This window comes from Bacillus sp. TCT6, from assembly GCF_056033845.1.
In genome coordinates, this window is the sequence record NZ_JBVYHX010000002.1 from 27,690 (window position 1) to 50,918 (window position 23,229).

Sequence of the window (23,229 nt, forward strand, 5' to 3'; positions counted from 1 at the left end):
TATTCTAATGATCTATATATGATACAGAATCAAAAAACAGTATATTTTTTTGTTTTATAACTTTACTACTTGATCACTTTTTGTTTATAGGAATAAGGTTCTATCCCTTTAATATGTATTTCAATATCCTGAAGTACAGTATTGTTAATGGATCCTTCAATCATTCCAAATGTTTTATTTAGGATGTGACCGGCACTTTTAAACCCAACATAATGTCCACGAACCATACGTGGAAAACATGCACCAAACATACCTTGTACTGTTATAATTGATTGGAAATGGAGAACCTCAGTAATTAATGTTCCTATCATCGCTATTTTCATTTTAGTATTTGGAGGTACTTTAATAGAATGTTCAATTGAAGGAGAGGTATGAATTGATTTTGAATTGCTTTCGCCTACAAAAGTTGAAATATTAAATTCATTACCCGATTGAAATTTACCTGCGATAATAAGATCTGATTTTAAAGTTAAACCTGTAATAGATTTCGAAGTCCAAGATTGTATATTGGCCCATTGTTCTTTTATTGTCACTACAATCTCTTTTTCTTCATTATTAGGATTACATACAAATTGTTCCTTTAGGGTTATTTCATCTATTGAAGGTTTTTCAAGATCTCGAAATATAAAGGGGCCCAGCATTTTATAACAAGCGTGATTATAACGTTCAGTAATAGCTGGCTTATTATGAATTGGAAACGTCTCATTATTTACTGCAATTTCATCAGGAAGTATTCCATAAAGATCTTTAAACGCATCCATTATGGAATCTGTAGTTGAATCTAATGATTCTAGATCTGAAAAAGATAATTTTTCTTGTATAATCATACTAATGCTCCTTACCTATTTGTGTATTTTATTTGTTTGATCGTGGTTAAAAGACAATTAAAATATGAAGAAGAGGTAAACTAATAGTTTGACAGATAGAATAATTAATAACTTTTGAGAATAAATTCCATTTTATGCTGTGGGATTCCTTTCAATTAATACTCGTTAGAAATTTATAAATATTTGATTGAATTTTAGGAAAATAGAGGTTTTTATTGAAAATCAAACTAAGGATAAAGTTATGGAACGGATCAATAAACAGATTATTAAGGATGGAAAATAACGGATGAATAGTAGAGAGATGAATACGAACGAAAGAAAATCTTGTGAATCATAAAGAATTTAAGAGCTAGAGGTATAGATAACATCACAGATAAGGTTGAAGAAACGTACAAAAGGTTATATCAACTCTAACTAAATGATAAAAGCCCTGCAGGGGATGCAGGGCAAGACTAAGGGTATTGAAGAATTGTCGATTCTAAAAGTAAAGGACTTCTTGGAATGTTATAAGTTTAACACGCGATATATTAAAACGATATATAAAGATGTTACATAAATGTGAATATGAAAATCATGAAAAAGTTGATAATCCATAGAAGCTATAAGCGATTATGTTTGTAAAGGTGTCTTTATATAGTTAATAGGACCGGATTTTGTTTGTTTTAAGATCCGGGAATCCAGTAGAATGCACTGCCTAATAGACAGGTTCCTGGGTATTACGAGGCGTGAAAGCATCAAAAAATCCCGTACAGAAGCACAGGCCGGTTGATACACATATCAGTAACTGATTTAAAAAGTCTATCAATAAGACTATTCAATATTAATATATAGTATATATTAATCACCCAACAGAAGTGCTTTTTTACTTCTTTTATAGAATTTACATATTAAACATATATTTATACGCATTGCATTGTTACTACACGCTAAGAAATAGTAATAAAAAGACAGTACTGATGAAACTGTATAAAAATAAAAAGAATCCTAATAGGGGGAATTCTTTATGAAAGTTGAGCATGACAAAGCTCCTTGGATATATAGGATATTTTAATATATTGTTGGTCTATTTAAAAAGAAAAACATAACTTGGTACATTGGATTAAAGGATATCTATATAATAGGTAGAATCTAATTATTTGGTTCACATTTTAATTCAAGGGGTACAAATTCGATGCGGCGTGAGAAGGATTTGTTGAAACAATGGAAGGCGGATTTGCAAGCTATTCAAGAAGAGAAAAGGCTGAAGAAGAAGGCAAAGAAAAAGAATAAGAATAAGAAATATAGCATTCCAGGTAATACGGCTGACTTCATGGATCGTAAGAATACTTATCGTAAAGATAATGGAGTATGGAAGCAAAGAAATAAATAATGTGCAGATAAATAAGTTTGATTAAGTTTATAGCAATTATCGAGGGCGCTTCCTTGATCTGGGAGGCGTCCTGTTTGTTGTTAATATTACAAAACAAACGAACACAAAATTAAGATGCGCTAACGAGAAGGGATAGATCTTGCTAAACAACGTGGCGTATAATGGAACACGCTTTAGAGCTGCTTGCTAATAAGATTTTAATAATAGAAACATACTATATGTACTTAGAATTAAAGGTAAAAAGGAAATAAAAACATACTACAAAAACTACATAATGATGAATATCCGTATGACTGGAAACTGAATTATAGAGAATTGGGATGAGTTTCGTAGAGAAGGTGAAGCGAAAATAGGAACTAGTTTAATAGAGTAAATGCACGAGTAGGAGTTGCTGGTACATTACGCCGGTAGTCTTCATATAGCATGGAATTTCATGTACTGATTACTATAGGAAAGTATTCTGTATGCAAATTAAATCATGCTTTTACAGATGCAAATAAAGGAGCTGTTAGTAAGGCTAACAGCTCCAGATCAAGGAATCTCCAAGGGGAAAGACTAAGGACTTTAAATGAGTTTTGGCTAATGCCTATCCCTATTATTGATGGAATAATAAGTTTTATTCAATTATAACGAAAGGAATGTGTAAGTATGTTACAAGAATAGTCCAATACCTATCCATGTAACTCCTAATATAGACAATGATCCGATAATAATTAAACGTTTAGCCTCATCTTGTTTTGGCGTAGTTAGCTTCCTAATTAGGGAGAATAGCCCACTTATTCCGCACAAAGTAAGAGCTAATAGTAGTAAAGTACTTGTCACCCTAATCACTCCTAGTATTTGGAAATTCTTATTGTATACGAAGCTAGAGACGGTAAAAATAGTAATGTTATCGTCTCTTTTCTATGAAGTATGTAAAGTGTGACGTGAATCTTCAATGGATAGAGGTCGTGTAAGGTAACTTTCAGTATTAGAAGTATTAATATTGGGTGAAAGGAATGCAGACTGTTGAAAATATAAAAAACGTATAGTACAATAAGGGTGTAAGCCAGATTATAACGAACAAGAAGTCGGGTGGTTCTGATTCTCGTTCTATTGATAGGTCGTAAGCTTTTTGAAAAGTCTTGGTTTGGTCACCAAGGCTTTTTTTCGTACGCAGACAGGAATAAAAGCACTGCATGTCGCAATACTATATAGAGTAGTAAGCTGGGTTTCAACGTCTTTGTACTTCAAATTGATGTTGCATTGGTCGTGTGCAATAAAAGTATGGTCAGTACTTCACCTTGAAACCCAATCATAACTACAAATGGGCTTTGTGTCGCTATTTATAGCGGCACTTTTTTATTTAAGAAGATGTCTTACATATTCAGTTATACCCTTACCTACTTCACTTTTTATGAAAAAGTAATGCACATTTCGAAGGAAACTGAATGCTGTAACGATTGTACCAAAAGAAAAAAGACGTTTACGTTTCTTCTCTCTCTCTGAACGTTTTCGGGCGGTTCTAGTATTCTCCACGTTCTATTGTCACCTCCTCTTAAAAAGAGAAGGGCAAAGACGGCACGTATTTAGTGTACAGTGTTTGACAAATCTCTACAAGAACTTATTTTCTGGTATGGAACATTCGAATATGTAAGATCAATTTCGAGTAAGATGTTTGAAGAAACGTACAAAGGTTATATCTACCGATTCTCTTTTACTAGATAAATAGTATCAGTAGATATACGATTTTTTTCATGTTGTAATTAAGATAAGTTAATGAAATATTATGATGAAATTTAGTGTGATAAAGGGATTAAGTGAGCGGAGGGAATTGGATGGTTCATAATATAATACATACTAGATTCAAACTACGAGAAATCGAAGAAAATGATTAGAAGGATATATATACACATCACAGTCCATTGTGTGCCGATACAAAGTATGAGGCCCTAATTCGGAAACGGGAAGAATTTGTAAACCAAGTTCTTCAAGATGCAAGTAAGGTCCCGAGAAGTCGATTTTTTGCATTGGTTGAATTTGTTTCACATTAAAATGTTATATATAGGATAAGTTCTATAAGCAACCATTTAATAAATATTAATATGTATAGCTGAATCTACCCGAAACTAAAAGATATTAATACTGATGAAAGGTAAGGGATATGATACCTTTATAAAAGGGTGGGAAAATAAATACTTGTAACTTCGCACGAAATACCAATTTTACGAACAATAAAATAGTTATATAAAAATCCAATACAATATTTAGGGATTTCGAGCTTGGTTTCATGAATCTTATTCTATTTGTATGTGTCCATATAGTTCATATTTTATATAGAAATTATCACATACTGAATTACTCATTGAAGATTTTTATAGTAAATTATATTTTAATTTATAAAATTTTTTTATGTTCATCTATTTAACGCCTCATAATCATTATTAAATTAACCAATTTGTATTTCATAACAACTTTTAATCTGTTTTCATGTATTCATTTTGTATGACGTTATATATGAAAATTGTTTTATTTTACACACATTTAATTGTGATTTTTTTACTAATTTTTATAGCCTAATACAGATTTATCACTTGCTTATCTATAAATTTCATTAGAATAACTACACTATCCTTATTTAATTTGAAATAAATCTTATCGTTACATAATTTAATTATGTAAATAAGTCTGTGTAAAAATTGAATTTAACGCGAACTTGTGTTCGTATAACTTTTCTGTTATAGTATATATGAGGTGATTTTTATGGATTACAGCAAGCAACGTCAAAAATCCGTACATCGTAAAAAATTATACGAGAATCTAAATGAAATGCCCTTTTACATAGAAGAATTTGTGGAGTACAAAGAATTGCATGATGCCTCTCCCTCTACCCTACTGAATTATGTATATGATTTTAGAGTCTTCTTTAATTGGTTATTATCTGAACAAATTATTGAATTAAAACCTATTAAAGACATATCCTTCTCTGATTTGGAGAATTTAAAGAAAAAAGATGTTGAGAACTTCATGAGGTTTCTAAAACTACAACAAAACATGCAAAATTCCTCTGTTAACAGAAAAATTTCGGCCTTAAAATCTTTATTTAAGTACCTTACCTCCCTATCAGAGAATGAAGATGGAGAATGTTATTTTTATAGAAACGTAATGGCTAAAATTGAAATACATAAAGATAAAGAAACATTAAATGCCCGTGCAAAGCGTATGAGATCTAAAATATTTCATAATGATGATGATCAAGAGTTTTTAAATTACGTTAAGTATGAACATGAAAAATCTTTAACAAAACATCAATTATTCTATTTCCTAAGGGATAAGGATCGTGATGTAGCTATCCTTTCCCTTTTTCTTGGTAGCGGTATTCGTGTAAGTGAATTGGCCGATCTTCGTATGGAAGATATAAACTTAAAAGAAAGATTAATTGATGTAATTCGAAAAGGAAACAAAGAAGATTCTGTATGGATTACACCAATAGCACTGAATGATTTAGAAAAGTATATGGAAATTAGAGATAACAAATACGCTCCAGGAAAAGAATTAAAAAGTGTGTTTTTATCAAAGTATAAACATACTGCACAGCCTCTTTCGGTTAGGGCTATCCAAGATATTGTAGAAAAATATACTAAAGCATACGGAAAAAGAATGTCTCCTCATAAATTAAGACATACATTAGCAAATAAATTATATATGGAAGAAAAAGACTCATTACAAGTGATGCAGCAACTTGGGCATACAAGTCAAGATACAGCTTTGCTATATACACAACTTGGGGAAACAACTATTAAAGATAGTTTAGGCAGAATAGGAAAGAATAAATAATAAAAGTTCAGCAATATTGCATTGCTGAACTTTTATTATTTTCCAGACACACTTTACTTAAACGACGTTTATTATTCGCTTTAAATTTTATTTTATTATGTAAAAATTATATAATTTGAATCCTACTATAAAATGAGAAAAGACTCCACTGACATCGTGCTATTAAGAGAGCGGGCAAACTCAAGGTTGTAACCATTCCAACAGCTAAGATGGTTAATAACGTGCGAAAGCAACAAGAACTGACCGAATGAGTTATGCATGTCCCTATCTAACGAATTTTTGAATTCCATTTCATTTTTCCCGATAAATTGAAATTCACTCGTCTACCGGATTATGCACCACGTCATTATAGAGAGAAACTGCACGCTTAATGCCGTCACGAATTTGTTCAGCTGCACTTCGTGCTGCTTTGTTGTCAGAGGGATAGCATGTATAACCACCACCGAAGTAAGGTTAGTTATTACCTAATCGTGTGCAAACAACGGTGAAGTTTACTTCAGGTTTTCTGCTTCACCCTATTAAATCAGAGTTTTCATTACTTTCCAAATCTAGAATCTTGGAGCCGTTTTGACTCAATACTACCTCTGAAACATCAAGAATCCATTCCAGGCTGGCCTTTTTGAAAAATGCCCAGATGTAGATGAACATAATAGATTTCTCCATTCCAATATTTTCGATTTTTGAACCCGAATCCCCCGGTGTTGAGAATTGGCGTAGGTTTATGCTAGAGCAAGCTGAGAAATTACGTTCTTACGGGAACTCTTCGACTCCTATATACGACCATACTAAGAAAGTCGCCTGGAACAGGTATTTCCCAGCATTCCCTGTTGATATTATGTGAATCAGCATAATCACCTGTTCCATTCCCTCCATCAGGCTCCGACGTCGGGTCGTGGTCAAGCAATACTACCCTAACACTTTCGTTTGAGATGGAAATGAAAGTTTCTTCCTCCAATAGGATTTTTACCGACCATAAATCGACTTATGTAATACAAATTCCGAAAATGTAAATCCTAAAGTTAATCACACGGTCTGTTCCAAATACTGTGCTAGTTATGAGGATTTTTACTGTTTATAAAAATATAACTTTAAAAATATTATCTAGAAAACAAGTAGACAAGATTCTGCTGCAAAGTTTTTTAATTGCAGCTTACTTTTTGATTAATAAAAAAGCGATGGCTTTTGAAAATGACAAAAGGAGATTCACTACTCCGTTTGCTGACAGAAATCAAATTAGAGCTAAAAGAAACTATTTTAATTAATCTTTGTTCAAAATGTTTTCTAGTTATTAGTCATATCTTGTGGATTTACAAAACATCTTTAATCAAACCTTATTTCGAAGCCGCTAAATCCTAAGTACTTCCACCTACCAGTACATAACCGATATTTCACCTTGCCTTTCACTATAATAAACACGAACACGTAATATATAAGATTTTCCCCTATTTAATTCGACATTTATATTTGCATTATGATCTTCACCACTATCATCATCACCTGCAACATAAAATACTTCATCAACACCTTCTTCAAATAAAACGATGACAGAATCGGATGCACCAAAAGTAGCTATATTATATTTTCTTGTTTCGTTTGGCTTAATAATGAAATCCTTCTGTTCTCCATGATTTAATGAAAGTTTATTACTTACTAATAGTGGGAGTTCTTCTAAGTCAGCATTATCCATTGGTGGATAAAACGTTCTGACCCACAACTTATCTCTCTCTGAAAAACCACCCGCTGGTGTTATCCCATTTTGATATTGCACTGGTTTTTTAATTAATCCAGCCTTAAACGGATAGTGCATAATAGAATTGGGATCCCAATTAGAGCCTTGTACGGTATCTGGGTCTATTTTTCTGATTATATTATGATAAGTTTTTTCTCTATTCCACTTATTAGGAGGTTTAGCTAAGGCAGCATATACAGCTTCTTCATCCCATTCAATACCCGCTTTTGGGTTCTGATGTTCATGAGGAAACCCTAGAGTATGTCCAATTTCATGAATGGCTGTATCTATTTCCGAAGGATTGCGAGTTAAATCCCATCCAAAATTCATTGTTCTTTCATCTTTGCTTAATTCCAGATCAATAATATCTCTTCCAATGTACGACCAAGCACCATCACCTCTCATAAAACCTATTCTTATTTCGGCCTCCTCTCTTGTTGCTACTTCTTTAAATTTCATACCTATCCCCAAAGATATCCATTGCTTAAAAGCATTTCTGACAACGTTCCTTTCCTCTTCATTTGTAGTCCATGTTTTCCATTCTCTTTGTCCATTGTTTAGGATTACATATTTACCATCTGTTTCTTTGTCAAAGAAATAATAATGTAACACAGTACCATTTACCCATTTTTTTTCATTTGTTATTAAAAGTTCTCTTCGATCGTTATTTACATCTGCTTTAAATTCTCTTTCAGGAACTATCGGCAGTGCACAATAGTTTTTATCTTTATTTACTTCACCCATTTAATAACCTCCATGTGTAGTTATAAATTGTTATTTTCATTTTATTGTTTCGCTTTTTTATAATAATATACTTGATTCTTGTTAGATTTGTAGGTACTCCTCATATCTTATCAAGCTAACAGGAATCCATGGACGACGATGCAAAAACTATAAATATTTTGATAAGAACTAAAAACAATTGACAGCTTATATACTTTTAGATTGAATATTAGCTCATTCATGTGAATATTTTATTATTTTTAGCCAAGTGATTTAGTGTTTATTGTTCTATGTTTAAAAATTTTAGATTTTCATGAATATTTTTTTACTGATTTAGATATAATTCGAATGTTATCTTAACTTCAAACTTAATTAGATTTTGCTGAGAACTAAATACATATATATGTATGAAATAATATGAATCCAATCTTTATGTTGAAAATACTCAATAATATCTTTATTAAATATTAAATTCATAAAGATAAACATTGGTATAGCCTCAAAATAATAATTTATCATATATTCTTTTTTGAATGTTGCAAGATTCGTTTCCATACTTCTCTTATAGATTATAATTTTTAGTATATTTATAATAATAGTAATATACAGGTAGTATTCATTTGTTACTTGTCATCCCTTTTTAAATATCATGTCATGAAAATAAAATCTTTTTTTATACTTTTTCCATCGCCAAGTCTGTTCCAAATAAATTAATATATGGAATGTAAACTCATTTTTATGGAATCCAATATATTCGAAAGGGAACTCGACATCTTTGCTCCCTTTATAATTGTATTAAAATGGCTTCTATATTAATTAGTTGCCACATGCCTCTTTTCCCCATGAAACATGTTATAGAATCCCTTCCTTTCCATATTTTTTAAATTCAATTTTATGAATAAATTATTTACTAATAGAGAAAATTATTTTTGTATTTAAGAATCAAGAAAAGAAACTTAATAATTATCGAAGGAGGGAATTATATATGTCTCAAAGGTTAGATGCTGAAGCAAGAGAAAATGGCATCAGATTTTTAATCTATCCACAAAGTAAAAAATTAGAAGCATTTCGAAATCCTGAGATAGTATATCTTAATGCATTACCAGGTTCGATTGAAGAAGGTCCAAAGGACGAAAGAATGTATGTAATCGATGCCCAAAATAAGAAACATTATTTAGAAGGTGAAGGACCTCCATATACAGCCGCACACTTTCCACCTGCAAAACCCGATGCACAAGGACATTTTGATTACATTAATCCTGAGAGTCGTGAATTTTCGTCAATGAGTGTTTTCGCTACAGTTAGAAGGGTCTTAGATATTTGGGAAGATTATTTTGGTGAAAAAATAAATTGGTTTTTCAAAGAAGATTTTTCTAAGCTAGAAATAATTCCACGTGTTGAATGGAAAAATAATGCTCAAGCTGGATATGGTTTTATAGAATTTGGATATGGAAGTACTACAAATAGAATAGATTATAGTAATCCACTTTGTGAAAACTTTGATGTTGTTGCTCATGAAACTGGGCATATTATTAAGTTTTCTGTAATTGGATTTCCATCTGAGGAGAACAGAGAAACAAAAGAGTATGGAGGACATCATGAAGCATTTGGCGATATAGTAGCAATTATATCTTCAATGCACTTTAATTCAGTAATAGATCATTTATTGAATGAAACAAAAGGAAATTTGTTTTCGGTAAATGAACTATCACGTATGGGGGAATTAAGTCAATCACATGAATTTCGTAAAGCATTTAATGATATAAAAATGTCGGATATTCATGATTCTGAGGAACATGGTTTGTCTGAACCTTTTACTGGCGGAGCCTTTGATATATTGGTAGAGTTTTTCCAAAATAATTTGATTGAAAAAGGACTTATTACCAAAGAACTAGGCGAAAGAGCTTTTAAAACTCACGATAAACATACATCAATTGATGAAAGAGAAAACATACAAAATGAATTTAAACATCTTTATCAAGGAAATGAAGCTGCTTTTAAAGAAGCATTACTTGATGCTCGTGATTCCTTTGGGAAGTTAATAGCTAAAGCTTGGAGCAATACTTCACCAGATTATTTATACTATTGGAAGGTTGTAAAGAATATAATTAATGCTGATGCTGAACTAAATAACAGTAAATACAAACAAACTATTGTTAATTGTTTTAAGTGGCGTGAAATTTCATCTGTTAATCCCAGACTACTTAAAATTGGTATAGTGGATAAATTTGATTCTGAATAAACAAGTAGAGAATTTAATATTAAAATGTTGAAAATACTAATATTTATAAATTCTTGGCTATGAAAAAGTAGTTTATTAACACTAAAGTGATACCTTAGAGGTATCACTTTAGTGTTTACGATATTTTAATAATAATGAAATAGCAAGGATTTATAGTCCGCATAACAATCATGTTTCAAATTTAACAAAATAGCCTTGATTAACGAGAAAGAAACTTTCTTTTAAATTTGTTACATTACGTTTTTTAAAAACATATTTTTCTTTGAATAAAATGTAACCACCTTTATTCATGATTCTTGTCATCTGACCATTTTATAAATTGATCTAAGCTTATTAAACCAATAAATTCATATTCCTTCCCCTCACCTTTTGGTTGCAAGATGATTGTATCTAAAAAACAGAGACCAGAACTGTTATTATCAGGGCATTGTATATGTTTATTAAAAGTGTGATTATGAGCAATAAAAATTCTATTTAAAGCCTTATTAGGGATTGTTTCAAACAATCTAATTAATTTTTCTTTTACTATTTTCTGTTCTTCATTTGGATTATCTATATTTAAATAATTAATGTCAGCTAACTCAGTAATTACTTCTATATTTCTTTCTTCAAAAGCAAGTTTCCCAGTATCTTTTGTTCGACAAAAAGGACTTGTATATACAGGATATTGAATGGGTAAGTTTTTCTTCTTAAAAATCTCCCCTATTTGTATTGCTTGTTCTTTTCCCTTTTTAGTTAGATTGCTCTGTGTTGTGCAATCTTTAAAATCTACTCGTCCTTCTGATTTATTGTCCCTTTCTCCATGTCTTAAATATAGATTATATCCACCATTTTGAATTGCTTTGAATAATGATAAATCCAACACTTCACGATTTCCAAAATTTGTATCGGACATTTTCTTGAACCTTCTCTCTCATTTACTTTTTAATAACCTAAACAAATCTATTATTCCAAATGATTTTATTCATACGTGTACTACAAGTAAATAACTTATAGTTTGTTCAACTCTAGAAGAACACAGAAAATATATACTATACATCATTTCATATTAATTTATTCTGTATAGTATTCAAGATACGATAGTCCAACAATCAAACATAATCTAGATATTAAAGCAGATTTTAAATTAGCAACCACTTTTGTGATTGCATTCTTCAACTGGATTAGTAGCATGTCCTTCATCGTCTGTACACCAAGATTGTGATTGAAATGCTAAGAAAACTGCAACCCATTCGTTTGTATTTTTACAATGTAGAAACATCCCACCATCTTGCCATATGCCATCACCACCTCTATAATCCTCAACATTCCTTTGATTCATATGCACATTATGGATTCCAGGAGGGATTTTTTCTCCATAAGTATAAATATCTACTTCCGGATTATTCTTAGCTTGTGACATATAGTATAATAACTTGTCTAATAAATCATTATCTTCTCCTAAAGCCGTCACAGGGAGTGAAATCATATTACAAGGATCAAGTAAATGCCCTCTAATATAATCCAGTGCTATATTAGAATTCGCATCTCCAATTAATGTAAATCCATATTCTAAATCAGGAAGATGAGTTAGTTGATCTGAATGGAAATCTTGTCCTGCGTATTATAATAACTCTGATGGGCTAATACGCGATAAAGTATTAATAATAACCTGACGTGTTTTTCGATTATCTTTAATTCTAACATGAAGGTACGATGTTGAATCATTATGGTCAGGACTATAGCCTGTCACGTGTCCTTTTAGGACACTATAATTTATTGGCTACATTTTTTATCTCTCCAAATTTTATTTAATCAAATATTAGTTTTAACAAAGTGCTAAATTTAACACTTGGTAAAATCATACAATATAGGATGTAAGTTTCTTTTTCACAAGATTCTCTTCAATCCATACTATAACTTCCCTTTTAAAAAATAATTAACAACTAAAAGGTAAAGCAAATTTCTAAACCCTAAAAAAACTCTCATCTTAATTAAAATCATAACGAGTTAAAGAAACTAGATGTAATTATTAATAACCTTATATATAAGGTTATTAATTCTTTTTTCATACATGAAATATATTACCGATTACTTATAATATAGATGTTCTTAAACTTATTCAAAGGAATAACGTAAAATGAATCAATTAAAAGATACATCTTATATTCATACCAATTAATTTTCTCTTTAGGTTCTAATTGTTGTAGTTCTTAAAAAAACATAGACTTTCTTGTAGAATATACAAGATGAATTTCTCCTTCAGAGTTTTTCGTTGTTTAGTCACTTTAAAAAAATCTATATTTAGGGGTGAATTTTTTATGCCTTTAGAGTTCTAATCGCTTTTGGAGTGGAAAGCATGCAAAAAACTCAAATAGATATAGAAAAAACGGTATCAATTATTAAAGCCGTTTTTTCTACGCCCCCTATTCTACATTTTTATTTTTCATTTTATTCGTTCTTTTTCTAACACTTTAAAACTACCTAAGTATAGAAATAGTCGATCAAAAGTGATTAGATAAAGTCCAATAAATACAAACCCTGTTAAAGATATAAGAAGAAATGGTAACAGATTTATTAAGAACCATACAGAAAGAATTCTGTGCGAAAAAAAATTTAATCCTTTGTATATAATAAACAAGATTATTAAAAGGAGAATTATTAATAATATTTGACCTTTTGATATTGTTTCATTTGCCCAGTAAATAAACCTTGAGCTGAAAGTACTTATAATAGTTCCACATATAAGTACAACCAATAAAATAGTTATAAATTTTACCAGAAAATTCATTCTAATAGCCTTAAAAGATCGTTTGCTTGCAGTTTCAAGGAGACTTTTATAATAAGAATTAATAACAGGTGATGAAATCCATGAATCAATCTTAAAGAATTGATATCTTTCCTCTTTTAATTCGGTATTTGTAACAAAACTTTTTATATTTACTTTATCCAATTCATATTGACTTATTTTATAGCCGTTAAGCATAAGAGAAAAAGCTTCTACTTCTGAAAAAGAGTCCAAATCTGTTCTGATACCAGATAGGAGGTTTTGAACATCTGTATTGACCCCGAAAATCTCGCAAGGCTGTTCCGGATTACAAAGTTTAGATTCTTCTTTAAGATTATGTCTTTTATCAAAGTAGGAAACCTCCTTTACAGGCAATCCTTTCTTTAAATGTAATAGGGCAACATTATCTGTATGTTCTTTAATTATATTGGACAACTGTTGCTCTCGTAGGTTATCCGATAGTATACTATTTGAACGTTTGATTACATTTGATATCTGTACACTAGGCTCCCTTTCATCTTTTAATTGTCCTGATGCATCACTTATTACAAAATGTGTGCAATTTAATCGTTTATCTAATAATCCTCTAATCCCTTGATTATCATGGACACCACCATCAACTAATTGTAATCGTACCCCCTCATCATAAAGATTACTAATAGCAAGAGGGGCAAAAATTCCAGGCACACAGGCCGAAGCGGCAACGGCTAAACCAAGCTCGAAATCTTCGTGTTTGTATATGTCTTCATATGATGTTATTTTTTTTAATCGGAAATTTTTATCAAATTTTTTTCTAAATTGGTCAATCTTTGTTTCACCCATATCTGAAGCACTAAAACACCAGTTATGGCCATTATTTAAGATTGTTGCATTAATAAGAAGTATTGGTACTTTTGCACTTCTCTTTTCATTATCCTTAAGTGGGTGAAAAGAATTACTCTCGCAGCAGGGTTTGATAATTAGATCCTTCATTTTTATAGGATGTGTGTTATTTGTATCAAGAACTTTTCTGTATAAAAATTTATCATAAAGCTCTCCAATATGATCACTTCTTGAGTAATTAGGAAGAATCATTTTTATATTTTTTACTGGATTAAGAAAGGTTCTTAAACGTAAATTTTTTTGGACTACTTTTAGAAAATCCACTTCAATTTTTGCAATAATTTCCTGATAGTCTTCATCTTTAATTTCAACATCTCTTTTTTCTTCCAGTAGTTTTTTTAAATGAAGATAATAAAGCGAGCCAATAATAGAGCCACCTGAAACCGTAGAAATGAATTCAACAGAACGAAGCAAACCCAAATCAGCCAACCTTGCAAGTACACCAATATGATAGAAAGATGCCCTAAACCCCCCACCAGAAAGTGCAAGTCCTAATTTTTCAATATTTTCCTCTTTCATAACCAAAGTCTCCTTTTTAATTCTTTAAAAATTTGTTATGAATAACTAAAATTTATGTTTTCTTTTTTTTATAGTTTTTATGCTATGAACAATAAATGACTCCATTCTTGTCCGTATCAATCCTTCAAATCACTGCTTGTTATTTTTGATACGTAATTAATAAAGCTCTGTAAGTTTTTCTTACATATTCAACATAACTCTATTTTGAAGTAAATATTTTCAAATCATATAGATTTATTTGAGTCATTTTAAGAGCTTTGAAAATATCGTGTTTGATTCGTTGTTGATAAATACAAAACACTAGGTGGGATTTTATAAAATCTTAAGGAGAATAACATGAAAGAAAATCAATATTTTTGAGTTGTAGAAAATGGTAAGTTTCAATTTAGACAGAACCAATGGAGTAAAATCAAAACTTTACCTGAATTCCCATGCAAGCTGCACAATCTCCAGGGTTCTGTTGCGCGGTTTCTTAGCAACAAACTAGACGAAGAATTTATGACTTACATTCTTAAATTATATAAACCTGAATTAAATAGATTGTCATTGGGAATAATTTCTATTTGTAATGAATTGACCCTATAGGTCCTAGTCTGACCAATTTCTTTTGTCAATACATTAAGGGAATTATTACTGCTGTAAAAGCCGTCTCCAATAGACGGTAATTTAATTAGGGAGGTTAAATCAAATGGCTCTAAATGAACCCACTATTGAGATCAACGACATTCAAGGTAACAGTTTGGCTGGTTTTAACAAAGACTTTCAGGACTTGCTTTTTTTAAAAATTACCCAGTCTGATACTGCTAAAAAATGGATAAGGGACCTGGTACCTCAAATCTCTTCTCTAAATGAAGTGTTACGGTTCAACAATCTGTTCAAGTCACTACGTGTTCGATTGAATGGCGAGGATCCACCTGGGCTAGCCGCAACATGGGTTAATGTGGCCTTTACCTTCGAAGGATTGAAAAAATTGATTCCAGAGGAAGCAGAGCACTTTAAAAAAGATGAAGCATTCTCGCAAGGTATGGCTGCAAGGTCGAAAGTGTTGGGCGATCGATTAGATCACCAAAACTGGGTGATTGGTGGTCCGACAAATCTACCAGATCTCTTGTTAATCGTGGCTAGTGATACAGAAGATCTCCTTAATCAACGTATAAGTAGTATAAAAGAGAGCTTGAAAGTAAATGGTGGTCTGGAATTGATACACGAAGAGAATGGAAGAACACGTATGGACACGAACAAGCCAGGTCATGAGCACTTTGGCTATAAGGACGGCATATCTCAACCAGGGATACGCGGGCTTAAATCGGACAAACAGGAGGACTTCCTCACTGCACGTTTGATTGATCCAAATGATGAGCGTGCGCAGAAATTTTCCAAGCCGGGAGCACCGCTTATATGGCCTGGCCAGTTCGTATTGGGCTATCAGAAACAAAATAAAGAAAATCTTGTTCAACCAGATCCAGATTCGGATACGTTAGCCGGCTTACCGGATTGGGCACGCAACGGCTCTTTTTTGGTATTTCGACGTTTGCAGCAAGATGTAGCAGCCTTTAATAAATTCGTAGAGAATATGGCGGCAGAAGTAGGAATGAACTCTGACCTGCTAGGTGCTAAACTGATTGGCCGTTGGAAAAGCGGTGCGCCTTTGATTAGAGCAAAGGAAGAAGATAATCCGTCTATCGGCAATGATGAGTTTACAAACAACCACTTTTCCTATGTAAATCCCGAACCTGCAATTAAATTGAAACAGGCCGTAGGTAATCAAGAAATTCCGGGTGTAGAAGGAGATTCCGAAGGGAAAACATGCCCATTTGCAGCGCATGTTCGTAAGCTTAATCCACGTGATGTTAGGTCTGCCGAGTTTAACCGAACGAAGATGCTTCTTCGTAGAGGCATTCCTTATGGGAAATCCTTTGAGCTGGCACCAGACGAGGAAAGAGGATTATTATTTATGACCTACCAAGCAAGTATTAAAGAGCAGTTTGAATTCATGCAGCAGGCTTGGGCTAATAATATCGACTTTCCATCAAAAGGGGATGGCGAAGATCCCATTGTGGGGCAAAAAGACAATGATGGTGAAAAACATTCATTCAAATTACCAGAAAAGGATAAGAGCATAAACTTCATGCAGGAGTGGGTAACGATGACAGGAGGCGCGTACTTTTTTCAGCCATCCATCAAAGCCCTTACGGATATATTGACAGTATAATCCATATTATAAAAACAAATAAAAACTCGGAAAGGGTGGAAAATGATGTCTTTGATTGAACAAGTGAGACAAATATGTAATCGACTTGCAGAACATGGCTGGAGAGATTTGTTTCTTCAACATGGTTTAGATATTTCTGCCGCAGACTTAAAACAGGAACTCCTTAAAGATATTCATGCAAAAATCAATCGAAAATTGAAGGGCTTCGAAGATTTTTCTCTTGAAGGAACAAGAGGAATTGAACCGGGGCATCCTGCTCGAAGCCTATTTTATCACTCCTTAGCTTCCCCCAACGTTGTTACCGGTGTGGATGGTTTAGAATTAACTTCTTTTCCCACATTAGGGGAACTTGAAATAGTAGAAAACTATGTTTACGGTATCACTCCCTCTTCTTTATCTGAGATTCGTAGCCGTGTAGGAAGAAATGAGGACTTAGCAATTGTCGTCTTTGCTTCTGAATATCGTCCTGCACCAGAAACGGTTCACCGTAAACACGCGGATTTATGTTTCTCACGTACAGGAGTCGCACGGGTCGGAACAACTGAACCGCTCTATTCTCCTAAAAATCGAGGATTTCTTCCTAATGTCAAGGGTGATGATTTTGCCTTTCGAGTCTTGCCAGCTCGTTATTCGGTGTATATAGCAGTTCAACGCAAAGGAAACGAAGAAGAATTTGGACCAATCTCTAGAAGTGAAGAACAAAGGCAAAGCGACATGGAAAGATTATTTTGGATTCCTCTCCATAAACTTTTCAGCGGAACAGAGTGTATCAGTGAATTAAATTTAAATGTAAGTCTTGAAGCGCAACATGTTAATGAAAAGTTGAGACGTATTCACCTTGAACTTGGTAAAGAAGGAGGTTGGTCTGAGTCAGATATCAGTCAATATCCTTTCATTTTTAAAGAGGGAATTGCACAGTTGTCCGATAGTCCTGAATTTGGAAAAAATGTAATTGTACCAGTTCCGCACCCCTTAATTGAGGAGGCAAAATACAAAGACAAAAGACTCACATTCAAGGTCCCTAAAAACCCTAACCTTTTTTCTTCCAGCCTAGAAATAAGCGCTGTTAATAATGCTCGTCGGGCACCTGAATATGTTCACATTCGTCATAAAGTGGAAAATGGGGAAATTGTTGATCTCAATGAAAATAGTTCTTTAATGAAAGAAATTAAAGAAGGAGGGTATGATGCGGTTCATTATATTGATTACACCGCAGATGGATGGATAGCGGCGATATGCCCGGAATTATCTTCTGTATTTCTTGGTAATCATCCGGCTTACTCGCTGGTAACTGCACCGGACTTTTTCCCTCACTGTGACCAAAGAGAAGTGATGGATTGGTGGAATCAGCTTGTTCCAAAAGCATTAAGAAAAGAAATTTGGCAACAAGGAGGTCCTAACGCATTATCCGATACTCGCAGAGCTGCAAACCTAGAATTGAAAACAGAGATGGTGAGTGGAAGGAATACAATCAAAAAAACCATCTTTAATAGCCAAGATGATACAATGACAGCAATCGTGTCCTTACCTTATAAGATCCCTCCACGAAATACAAAATATGGTAAAGTAGCAGAAACCACTCGGCACTCCCATTTGCCAGATGCTGCGGCTGGATACTTTGCGCCTGGTTGGGATGTAAGCTTTGATCGCACCCAAGAAGGTACAGAATTCCTTGCTGCTTACGGACTTGGTAGTCCCTTTCCCGAAGATAGTAAACTGTGTGCAGCCCTAAGTACTTTTTGGCCAGCTGTTGCTCCTGATGCAGCAAGAACTTTTGGACCGAACGTAGATGGGAGCTTTAGCTTTGCTACAGTGAGCCCTCTGACTGATGAAGAAATTGGGCAAGCGGGAAATCTTCCCTGGGATGGAGTTTCCGGACCTCTACACAAAGAAGGTCAAAAAGTAATTGAATATAATTCGTTTGATTATGTAGATTACGTGAATAGTTCATTACATAAAAAATTTAGTTTGAGCTTAACTAGTCAAATAGATATTAGAGAATATCAAGATAGGCTTTTAATGATGGCACGTGTCTATGCAGCATTGGGGATCACTCATCGTGATAAATCAAATTGGGGCGTCCTGTCGTTTCGAGAAGTTGATCTATCTGATGAAGAATTGCAAACGGCACGGGAAAAAACCCATTCATTGAATTTTGCAGTTGCAACATCTAGGGGTACTGTGTATCGATTTGAAATGTATCTCAAAGGACAAACATTGCCTGTTGAAAATGATTTTCAAAAAGTTCATGTTGAAATTAATGAAAAAGTAATCCTCTTCGTTAACAGTGTACAGATTTTAATTAAACATGAAGACAGTGATTGGATATTACAAGATGTCAATTTCTAATCCGGACGTAACCATTATTGGCAGTGGGCCTGCGGGCGCCGCTGCCGCCATTTTGTGCGCACTTAATGGTTTACGAGTAGTCATTATTGAGGCGGAGCAATTTCCTCGTAATCGCCCTGGGGAAACACTTCACCCTGGAATTGGACCCCTTTTACAGCAATTGGGTGTCACAGAAGAGTTTGATAAAGCAGGATTCCTACGACATGAGGGAAATTGGGTGCAATGGGAGGGAAAGCGCCACTTTGTCCCATTCGGTTCGGACGAGTCTGGGAAATGGCTGGGTTTTCAAGCTTGGGGCGCCGATTTTGACGCAATTCTACTGCATCAAGCTATCTCGTTAGGTGTTGACGTACGTCAACCTTGTCGTGCTTTACGCCCGATTGTAACTCATAACCGTGTTTCAGGAGTAGTAACTTCTGATGGGGAGCTTCAATCTTCATTTCTAATAGATGCGACAGGTAGGCGACAATGGCTAGCGCAGAAATTGAATTTGAAAATCAATACCTACTCTCCTCGCCTTATTGCCCGATTCGGTTATGCTACAGGGGCATGTCCCGCGCGAGATGCATCGCCAGCTATTGTAGCACACGACAATGGATGGTCTTGGACTGCCAGAGTGCGTCCAAATGTGTACCAATGGACGGAATTATCTTTTGACAATGTAGCATTGAAAAGGGATTGGATTCCTGAAGAATTTCAAGGGCTGAAACCTATGGGTAAACCGAATGGCGCTGATGTTACATGGCGAGCAATTAGTCACCCTGGAGGAGCTGGATACTTTTTAGTTGGAGACGCTGCAGCTGTACTAGACCCCGCTTCTTCCCACGGTGTCCTCAAAGCAATCATGTCAGGGATGATGGCGGCACATTCAATTGCGCAAGTCATGAATGCGGGGCAAAAAGAGGACACTATAATTCTTGGATACTGCAAATGGATCCGCAATTGGTTTGAGCATGATGTGGAAAAATTAAAGCAGCTTTACGCCCTTCTTCCAAGTTTTAGGGGATTCTGAATGAGTTTGCTTATCGAACAGATTACTTGCGTAAAAAAGACCATGTAAAATAAAACCCCGATCAAGTCCGGTAACGGAGGATCGGGGTTTTGATTTAATTCTTATCGCCATCGGACTGTATTTATGCTGTTAGACCGAACGGTTGATGAATGAAATCCACTTGATTTTGGATAGACTTGTTTGTCTTCCCGCGTCAAATAGACAACTGTGAAAAAGACTACATAATTTGAAAAAGTTAAAGTTGATAATGGAATCATTAGAGATACATTCCGATTATTGATAAGTGACTATGGTAGTTCCATGGTGAAGCGATTATAAAGATAAAGAAACTCCTCCAATCTAAGAAGAGTTTCTTCATCTTTATGACATCTTAATAGCTTCATCAACTGCTCTAGAAGCATCAACTAGACCAAACCCTGTTGCAAGATCGGGACCTTGATGAGCAGGATTCTTTTGTTGCGACTGACCTTTTGTTACATCTCTTGCAGTCTTTTTTAATATATCCCGTATTTGGAAATGACTAAGTCGGCTATTCGCCTGTTTTAATAATGCACATACACCAGCTATTTGTGGTGCAGCAGCTGATGTACCACTAAAAGCTGCCCATCCATCATTTGGTGAAGTCTCATCACCATTAGGATGTTTTTGTCCGGAGGCATAAGCGAATTTATCATACCAATCTCCTGGTTCTACTGGAAGCATTATATAATCTGCCATAGGAGGAATGCCAGACAGACCACATATATCAGGAACTAGACGGTCCTTATATGGTGTAAATGTACTTTTATAACCACTCACAAATTCAGTTGCCTCCATAGATCCATTTCTATCAACAAAAACTCCTCCTACAGAAATAACATCTGGGTGCATGCCAGGAAAAGGTTCACCTCCATTACCGCTTGCAAATACAACAATAATACCTTTATGGACTGCATTGGCTATTGCTGCTGCTAATGTTAATTGGGAAGCTGTCAATTGATTTGGTGGAGTAGGTAGCCCCCAGCTACAGGTAATAATATCAGGATTTTGTGCTACTGCTAATTTAAAAGCACCTGTTGTATTAAATTTGTTCATTTTTATCATCGTAAAATCTATATCCGGTGCTAATGAAAATACATTAGCAGCTTCGCCCGTTCCATGACCTCTTTCATCATGAATTGGATCTGTCGTCTCAGGTCCAAGAATAACTGGATTTATATGATATTGTCTTTTAGTGAAAAAGGGATGTCTAAAGAAACCAGTATCAACCATTACAATCTTTATGCCTTTTCCTGTTATTCCTTTTTGGTGTGCTCGCTCTGCTAAAAGAAGCTTAGCTAAATCTTCAGGTGGCTTTAAATGATAGTAATCTTTTTGGGGTGGATTAGGAGCTAATCCACCCGGTGTATTTACTGAAGTATCTTCTAAGGGTGCACTAGCAGGAGAATGTAAAAAAGCTTTTTCGCTAATTGCGATTCCTTCTAAAACATCTGCGAATTCACTATTACTTGTATCAATTAACCCCTGTATGTTTGAGTTTGTTGAATCAAGAATTGTTATTGATGTTTTCCCTGGTATACCCTGTACTTCAAGTTCCTTCATAACAATTTTAGTATGAAAAACATTTTCAAAAATTTTAGGAGAAGCTGCGATTGAAATAGATGTTTGTCCCACATGCAGTACTTGGAATCCATTCGCTTTTAATTTTTCTACAGATTTATGAATCATATTGTCTTTAGAGTAAAACTGCTCAACTGTTTTACTTGTAATACTTGTAGTTGTAGTAAATATCGATTCACCACCAATGGAATGAACAGAAGCTTCTGCATACAAAATAGGTGGTAAATCTGAGTTATCATTAATTTTCATAATAAACTACCTCTTTCTGTTTGTAGAAATAAAATATTATAATGTTTTTTAAATTAACAGGTACAGTATTATAAGTAAATCCGCCTTAAGGTATGTTTCAGAATCTATGTTATCATTATAGTGGCACATCATATTTACTTCCTGAGAAAACTTGATTTTGTACTACAACATCTAATTTTCAGTTCATTCACATTTATTCATTACCCAATCTGTTTTTGAAAAATCTCTCGTTATTATCCATCCTTTGTTATTTAATAATTCTTTTAGCTCGTCATGATATTGATCAGCTTTGTCTTTTTCTTCATCTTTAAATTTCTCCAAAGAAATCTCTAAAATCGGTTCCTTACATTCAGGCATTGACCAAATTTCTATAAATATTTCTCTTTCTTTAAAATTGCCAGTATATTTTTGCGAATAAACAGGACCATAATTAATTGTTTGTTCAATTAACTCCTTTCCCCATTTAAGAAATATTTCTGGACCATTCTTTAAAAATAATTCTTGTAATATTTCTACAGAAGAAGCTTCTGAGTTAGGTAATTGAAATTCTTCTGGCTTATATACAATATTTAATACTTGTTCAGTGTATCCCCAATCGATTTCAACTTGAAACTCTTGCTCATCTGTACCAAATCCAGCTTTTTTTGCAATTTCTACTTCAGCTTCTATATTATTATTGAGAATTTTATACCTCTTTTTATATGTCAATTCATATGTACTATTTGCTCTTTTTATCCGATTTCGTAATATCCATCCATTTTTATACAGCTCTCTTTTGTTTGTATCAATAAATTGAATAGTTTTTTCATCAATATCTTTTATGTCTATACTAAACTCGTCTATTATTTCCGGTTTCAATTTATATTTTTCATTTAATACTCGATGAATATCGAGAAAAAATTTGATTTCGTACTTTTTTTTCTTTAACATATTA

At 33.5% G+C, this 23,229-nt stretch carries 14 protein-coding genes and 1 pseudogene; 6 read left to right on the forward strand and 9 right to left on the reverse strand.

What is annotated here, in order from left to right; all coding sequences use genetic code 11:
• Window positions 1-65: 65 nt before the first annotated feature.
• Window positions 66-827: a hydralysin-2 gene (locus tag AC0ONG_RS27230; protein ID WP_098437640.1), complete on the reverse strand. Its 762-nt coding sequence runs from the start codon at window positions 825-827 to the stop codon at window positions 66-68.
• A gap of 1,171 nt (window positions 828-1,998) precedes the next feature.
• On the opposite strand from AC0ONG_RS27230, the gene AC0ONG_RS27235 reads away from it, so the two are divergent.
• Window positions 1,999-2,196 (forward strand): hypothetical protein, encoded by a 198-nt coding sequence (locus AC0ONG_RS27235; RefSeq protein ID WP_098437643.1) that lies wholly within the window; start codon window positions 1,999-2,001, stop codon window positions 2,194-2,196.
• Window positions 2,197-2,847: 651 nt separating this feature from the next.
• Here AC0ONG_RS27235 and AC0ONG_RS27240 read toward each other — a convergent pair.
• Window positions 2,848-3,018, reverse strand: coding sequence for a hypothetical protein (locus tag AC0ONG_RS27240; RefSeq protein WP_176546548.1), 171 nt, complete (start codon window positions 3,016-3,018; stop codon window positions 2,848-2,850).
• 519 nt (window positions 3,019-3,537) lie between these two features.
• Entirely contained in the window at window positions 3,538-3,714 is a 177-nt protein-coding gene (locus tag AC0ONG_RS27245) for a hypothetical protein (protein ID WP_176520913.1), read from the reverse strand.
• Between the two features lie 1,224 nt (window positions 3,715-4,938).
• Here AC0ONG_RS27245 and xerS point away from each other — a divergent pair.
• Window positions 4,939-6,012, forward strand: coding sequence for a tyrosine recombinase XerS (gene xerS / locus AC0ONG_RS27250; protein ID WP_097962092.1), 1,074 nt, complete (start codon window positions 4,939-4,941; stop codon window positions 6,010-6,012).
• A gap of 1,366 nt (window positions 6,013-7,378) precedes the next feature.
• Here the strand turns inward: xerS and AC0ONG_RS27255 are convergent.
• Window positions 7,379-8,485, reverse strand: a complete 1,107-nt coding sequence (locus tag AC0ONG_RS27255; protein ID WP_098472273.1) for a M12 family metallopeptidase — start codon at window positions 8,483-8,485, stop codon at window positions 7,379-7,381.
• A gap of 964 nt (window positions 8,486-9,449) precedes the next feature.
• Between AC0ONG_RS27255 and AC0ONG_RS27260 the strand changes: the two genes are divergently transcribed.
• Window positions 9,450-10,706: a gluzincin family metallopeptidase gene (locus AC0ONG_RS27260; RefSeq protein ID WP_098472275.1), complete on the forward strand. Its 1,257-nt coding sequence runs from the start codon at window positions 9,450-9,452 to the stop codon at window positions 10,704-10,706.
• 283 nt (window positions 10,707-10,989) lie between these two features.
• Here AC0ONG_RS27260 and AC0ONG_RS27265 read toward each other — a convergent pair whose 3' ends face one another.
• From AC0ONG_RS27265 to AC0ONG_RS27275, 3 genes and pseudogenes are all read right to left on the reverse strand, one after another.
• Window positions 10,990-11,601, reverse strand: coding sequence for a histidine phosphatase family protein (locus AC0ONG_RS27265; RefSeq protein ID WP_149185510.1), 612 nt, complete (start codon window positions 11,599-11,601; stop codon window positions 10,990-10,992).
• Between the two features lie 231 nt (window positions 11,602-11,832).
• Window positions 11,833-12,243: pseudogene (locus AC0ONG_RS27270) on the reverse strand (DUF2278 family protein); the annotation flags it as partial.
• An 888-nt stretch (window positions 12,244-13,131) separates the two neighbouring features.
• Entirely contained in the window at window positions 13,132-14,874 is a 1,743-nt protein-coding gene (locus tag AC0ONG_RS27275; protein ID WP_474204847.1) for a patatin-like phospholipase family protein, read from the reverse strand.
• Window positions 14,875-15,562: 688 nt separating this feature from the next.
• Here AC0ONG_RS27275 and AC0ONG_RS27280 point away from each other — a divergent pair.
• Genes AC0ONG_RS27280 through AC0ONG_RS27290 form a run of 3 tightly spaced genes read left to right on the forward strand, consistent with a single transcriptional unit; the run spans window position 15,563 to window position 20,447 of the window.
• Window positions 15,563-17,086, forward strand: coding sequence for a Dyp-type peroxidase (locus tag AC0ONG_RS27280; protein ID WP_474204849.1), 1,524 nt, complete (start codon window positions 15,563-15,565; stop codon window positions 17,084-17,086).
• A 45-nt stretch (window positions 17,087-17,131) separates the two neighbouring features.
• Window positions 17,132-19,435 (forward strand): hypothetical protein, encoded by a 2,304-nt coding sequence (locus tag AC0ONG_RS27285; protein ID WP_474204851.1) that lies wholly within the window; start codon window positions 17,132-17,134, stop codon window positions 19,433-19,435.
• Window positions 19,395-20,447 carry an NAD(P)/FAD-dependent oxidoreductase gene (locus tag AC0ONG_RS27290; protein WP_474204853.1) on the forward strand — a complete coding sequence of 351 codons (1,053 nt, stop codon included), beginning with the start codon at window positions 19,395-19,397 and terminating at the stop codon, window positions 20,445-20,447. The genes AC0ONG_RS27285 and AC0ONG_RS27290 overlap by 41 nt, the downstream gene beginning before the upstream one ends.
• Window positions 20,448-20,807: 360 nt before the next feature.
• Here the strand turns inward: AC0ONG_RS27290 and AC0ONG_RS27295 are convergent, their stop codons facing one another.
• Together AC0ONG_RS27295 and AC0ONG_RS27300 are read right to left on the reverse strand one after the other, a co-directional pair.
• On the reverse strand, window positions 20,808-22,295 hold the full coding sequence (locus AC0ONG_RS27295; protein WP_098472281.1) for a S8 family serine peptidase: 1,488 nt from the start codon (window positions 22,293-22,295) through the stop codon (window positions 20,808-20,810).
• Between the two features lie 183 nt (window positions 22,296-22,478).
• The gene (locus AC0ONG_RS27300; RefSeq protein WP_474204856.1) at window positions 22,479-23,225 is read right to left on the reverse strand and encodes a hypothetical protein; all 747 of its coding nucleotides are present in this window, start codon (window positions 23,223-23,225) and stop codon (window positions 22,479-22,481) included.
• Window positions 23,226-23,229 lie beyond the last annotated feature (4 nt).

Excerpts from the sequence above, each read along its gene's own strand:
- AC0ONG_RS27300 (WP_474204856.1), bottom strand. The coding sequence starts at position 23,225 with ATGTTAAAGAAAAAAAAGTACGAAATCAAATTTTTTCTCGATATTCAT.
- AC0ONG_RS27285 (WP_474204851.1), top strand. The coding sequence starts at position 17,132 with ATGTCTTTGATTGAACAAGTGAGACAAATATGTAATCGACTTGCAGAA.
- AC0ONG_RS27230 (WP_098437640.1), bottom strand. The coding sequence starts at position 827 with ATGATTATACAAGAAAAATTATCTTTTTCAGATCTAGAATCATTAGAT.
- AC0ONG_RS27235 (WP_098437643.1), top strand. The coding sequence starts at position 1,999 with ATGCGGCGTGAGAAGGATTTGTTGAAACAATGGAAGGCGGATTTGCAA.
- AC0ONG_RS27255 (WP_098472273.1), bottom strand. The coding sequence starts at position 8,485 with ATGGGTGAAGTAAATAAAGATAAAAACTATTGTGCACTGCCGATAGTT.
- AC0ONG_RS27260 (WP_098472275.1), top strand. The coding sequence starts at position 9,450 with ATGTCTCAAAGGTTAGATGCTGAAGCAAGAGAAAATGGCATCAGATTT.
- AC0ONG_RS27280 (WP_474204849.1), top strand. The coding sequence starts at position 15,563 with ATGGCTCTAAATGAACCCACTATTGAGATCAACGACATTCAAGGTAAC.
- xerS (WP_097962092.1), top strand. The coding sequence starts at position 4,939 with ATGGATTACAGCAAGCAACGTCAAAAATCCGTACATCGTAAAAAATTA.
- AC0ONG_RS27295 (WP_098472281.1), bottom strand. The coding sequence starts at position 22,295 with ATGAAAATTAATGATAACTCAGATTTACCACCTATTTTGTATGCAGAA.
- AC0ONG_RS27265 (WP_149185510.1), bottom strand. The coding sequence starts at position 11,601 with ATGTCCGATACAAATTTTGGAAATCGTGAAGTGTTGGATTTATCATTA.
- AC0ONG_RS27290 (WP_474204853.1), top strand. The coding sequence starts at position 19,395 with ATGAAGACAGTGATTGGATATTACAAGATGTCAATTTCTAATCCGGAC.
- AC0ONG_RS27275 (WP_474204847.1), bottom strand. The coding sequence starts at position 14,874 with ATGAAAGAGGAAAATATTGAAAAATTAGGACTTGCACTTTCTGGTGGG.